At 62.9% G+C, this 3232-nt stretch carries 4 protein-coding genes; all 4 read left to right on the top strand.

What is annotated here, in order from left to right:
• Positions 1–145 precede the first annotated feature (145 nt).
• The 4 genes from folE2 to AB6M95_RS19530 all read left to right on the top strand — a co-directional run bounded on the left by folE2 (position 146) and on the right by AB6M95_RS19530 (position 3131).
• Positions 146–913: a GTP cyclohydrolase FolE2 gene (gene folE2 / locus AB6M95_RS19545; RefSeq protein ID WP_371388419.1), complete on the top strand. Its 768-nt coding sequence runs from the start codon at positions 146–148 to the stop codon at positions 911–913.
• A gap of 50 nt (positions 914–963) precedes the next feature.
• Positions 964–1152 (top strand): hypothetical protein, encoded by a 189-nt coding sequence (locus tag AB6M95_RS19540; protein ID WP_371388418.1) that lies wholly within the window; start codon positions 964–966, stop codon positions 1150–1152.
• A gap of 105 nt (positions 1153–1257) precedes the next feature.
• A complete protein-coding gene (locus AB6M95_RS19535) occupies positions 1258–1584 on the top strand; it encodes a flagellar basal body rod protein FlgC (RefSeq protein WP_371388417.1) in 327 nt (108 codons plus the stop codon).
• 152 nt (positions 1585–1736) lie between these two features.
• Complete coding sequence (locus tag AB6M95_RS19530; RefSeq protein WP_371388416.1) at positions 1737–3131, top strand: NAD(P)/FAD-dependent oxidoreductase; 1395 nt, start codon at positions 1737–1739, stop codon at positions 3129–3131.
• Positions 3132–3232 lie beyond the last annotated feature (101 nt).

Raw genomic sequence — 3232 nt, 5'->3', positions numbered from 1 at the left:
AACCCTTTGAAAAGGGTTCTTTCCCTCCCTTCCCCCGGACCCCCATCCCTCCCTTTTCCCAAACTTTTTGTGCCGCTTCGCGGGGCAGGGGGGCGAGGGTGCGTAGCTTGCGCAAGGGGGGCGGAGAAAGGAAGGGATAGAATTTATGGAAGACGTACAGAAGAGTCGGGCGTCCATCGCCATGCCCATCGACCGGGTGGGCGTCAAGGGGCTGCGGCTGCCCATCATCGTCCGGGACCGCGAGTCCGGGGTGCAGCACACCGTGGCCCAGGTGTCCATGTCCGTGGACCTGCCCGCCGAGTTCAAGGGCACGCACATGAGCCGCTTCGTGGAGGCTCTGGAGCACTGGGAGGGGACGTTGGACTACGACTCCTTCCTGACCCTGCTCGACGACATCGTGGACCGGCTCCAGGCCCGCAGCGCCCACCTGCGCTTCGTGTTTCCCTATTTCCTGCGCCGCAAGTCGCCGGTCTCCGGGGCGGGCGGCATGATGGACTACACCTGTCGGGTGGACGGCTACCTCAAGGACGGCAAGCTGACCTTCACCCTGGGCGCGGACGTGCCGGTCATGACCGTCTGCCCGTGCTCCAAGGCCATCTCGGACGTGGGCGCGCACTCCCAGCGGGCCGAAGTCCGCATCCTGACCCGGTTCGACGGTTTCCTCTGGCTCGAGGACCTCATCGAGATCGGCGAGCGCGCCGGGTCCTGCCAGGTCTACTCCCTGCTCAAGCGCGAGGACGAGAAGTACGTCACCGAGACCGCCTTCGCCAACCCGACCTTCGTCGAGGACGTGGTCCGCGAGGCCGCCAAGGGGCTGGACGAGCACCCCAAGGTCACCTGGTACCAGGTCGAGGTCGAGTCCTTCGAGTCCATCCACAACCACTCGGCGTTTGCGGTTATTGAAAGTCAATAGCATATCCTGTACACATCAATTTGATTGATGGAGTGGAGGAGCTTATGCCAATGGATTTTCGTGATTGGGTCGGGCTTGTTGGATCATTATGTGGGATTGTTGCATTAATACTTGCGGCCAGATGGCGTTACGTCGATTGGCGAGAAAAACAACAGGTTAAAAATCGTTGGGAAAAGGGTGCGTTTTGGGGGGCAATCGCATTGGGGGCGCTTTTCCTTTTGGGAATATCAAAAAAGTGAATAAACGTTAGCTGTCTCCTCTTCAGGCCCGGTTTGCATCCCGGGCCCGGACCGGGTATACTGATTACCGGCTGCTTCCCCAACCCCGCGAGGGAGTGATCACCCATGTCCGACGCCAACATCTCGGCCCTGTCCGCCCTGTCCACCGTACAGGAGGTCACGGCCAACAACATCGCCAACATGAACACCGACGGCTTCAAGGCGAGTTCGGTGGCGCTTCGGTCCGGCCCCGGCGACCAGGGCGTGGAAGTGGCGGCCATCACCGAGTCCGCCACGCCCGGCTCCATGCTGCACGGCGTGGAGACCTCCAACACCGACATCGGCCGCGAGACGGTCGACATGATCACCACCAGCCGCGCCTTCGAGGCCAACACCACCTTCATCCGCGCGGATGAGGAGATGACCGGCCACCTCCTGAACATGATCGCCTGACAGTCGGGCCGGCCGCGTCCTTCCGGCCCGGCGGCCCCCGCCTTGACAGACATTCGATTCATATCATACGGTCTATCATGGCCCGTCTGCGCACGTTCCCTTTTCGGGGAGCGGCCGGTACGGGCCATACTTGCGACAGACGAGGATACCACATGACCAAGACCGTGAAGACCGATTACGACGTCATCATCGTGGGCGGCGGCCCGGCCGGGCTGTTCGCCGCGTACTACCTGGGCGAACATTCCAATCTGGACGTCCTGCTCATCGACAAGGGCAAACGCTCGCTCAAGCGCAACTGTCCCATCTCCGGGGACCAGGAGTGCATCAAATGCCGCCCGTGCAACATCCTGTGCGGCGTGGGCGGGGCCGGGCTGTTCTCCGACGGCAAGCTCAACTACATCCACAAGCTCGGCAAGACCGACCTGACCCAGTTCGTGGGCACGTCCGAGGCCATCAAGCTCATCGACGAGACCGAGGACATCTTCAACAAGTTCGGCATGGACGGCAAAGTCTTCCCGACCGACATGGATGAGGCCAAGCAGATCCGCAAAGAGGCCCGCAAGCACGGCATCGACCTGCTGGTCATCAAGCAGAAGCATCTGGGCAGCGACAACCTGCCCGGCCACATAGCGGCCATGGCCGACCATATTCAGGACTCGGGCGTTGTCTTCCACACCTCGGAGACCGTCACCGACGTGGTCGTGAACAAGGGCAAGGTCGCGGGCGTGGTCACCAACCGCCACGAGTACACCGCCAAGAACGTCATCCTCGCCCCGGGCCGCGTGGGCGCGGAATGGGTCGCCCACGAGGTGCGCAAGCACGGCATCCAGGTTTCCCAGCGCGGCATCGAGGTCGGCGTGCGCGTGGAGGTCCACAACGAGATCATGCAGGACCTCTGCTCGGTCATCTACGACCCGACCTTCTTCGTGCGCACCAACAAGTACGATGATCAGAACCGCACCTTCTGCACCAACTACGGCGGCTACGTGGCCCTCGAAAACTACCAGGATTTCGTCTGCGTCAACGGCCACGCGCTGATGAACAAGAAGTCCGACAACACCAACTTCGCCTTCCTGTCCAAGGTCATCCTGACCGACCCGGTGGAGGACAACCAGGCCTACGGCGAGTCCATCGGCCGCCTGGCCACCCTCATCGGCGGGGGCAAGCCCATCCTCCAGCGGTTCGGCGACCTGCGCCGGGGCCGCAGGTCCACCTGGGACCGCATCGGCAACGGCTACATCGAGCCCACGCTCAAAAACGTCGTCCCCGGAGACATCGCCATGGCCCTGCCCGAACGCATCCTGACCAACCTCATGGACGGCCTGGAACAGCTCAACAACGTGGTCCCCGGCGTGTCCAACGACGAGACCCTGCTCTACGCCCCGGAGATCAAGTTCTTCGCCACCCAGGTCGACACCCGCAAACACCTCGAAACCAGCGTGGACGGCCTGTTCGTGGCCGGCGACGGACCCGGCGTGGCCGGCAACATCGTCGGCGCCGCCGCCACCGCCCTCATCCCCGCCAAGGAAATCATCCGCCGCTCGTAGGCGGCGGTGGGGGTACCCGCACCCAAAAGGCCCGGCTGATGCCGGGCCTTTTTTATGCCTCCGGCGGCCGGGGGAAGGGGGAAAGGAAACCCTTTGAAAAG

Origin of the sequence: Pseudodesulfovibrio karagichevae, assembly GCF_041414475.1 — a bacterium.
In the GTDB taxonomy this organism is placed as follows: Bacteria; Desulfobacterota; Desulfovibrionia; order Desulfovibrionales; family Desulfovibrionaceae; genus Pseudodesulfovibrio; species Pseudodesulfovibrio karagichevae.
The sequence above is the reverse complement of the archived record's forward strand: the minus strand, read 5'-3'. Positions and strand labels throughout refer to the sequence as shown.

What these genes read in the sequence shown, in the direction of transcription:
- folE2 (WP_371388419.1), top strand. Translation starts at nt 146, where the DNA reads ATGGAAGACGTACAGAAGAGTCGGGCGTCCATCGCCATGCCCATCGAC.
- AB6M95_RS19540 (WP_371388418.1), top strand. Translation starts at nt 964, where the DNA reads ATGGATTTTCGTGATTGGGTCGGGCTTGTTGGATCATTATGTGGGATT.
- AB6M95_RS19535 (WP_371388417.1), top strand. Translation starts at nt 1,258, where the DNA reads ATGTCCGACGCCAACATCTCGGCCCTGTCCGCCCTGTCCACCGTACAG.
- AB6M95_RS19530 (WP_371388416.1), top strand. Translation starts at nt 1,737, where the DNA reads ATGACCAAGACCGTGAAGACCGATTACGACGTCATCATCGTGGGCGGC.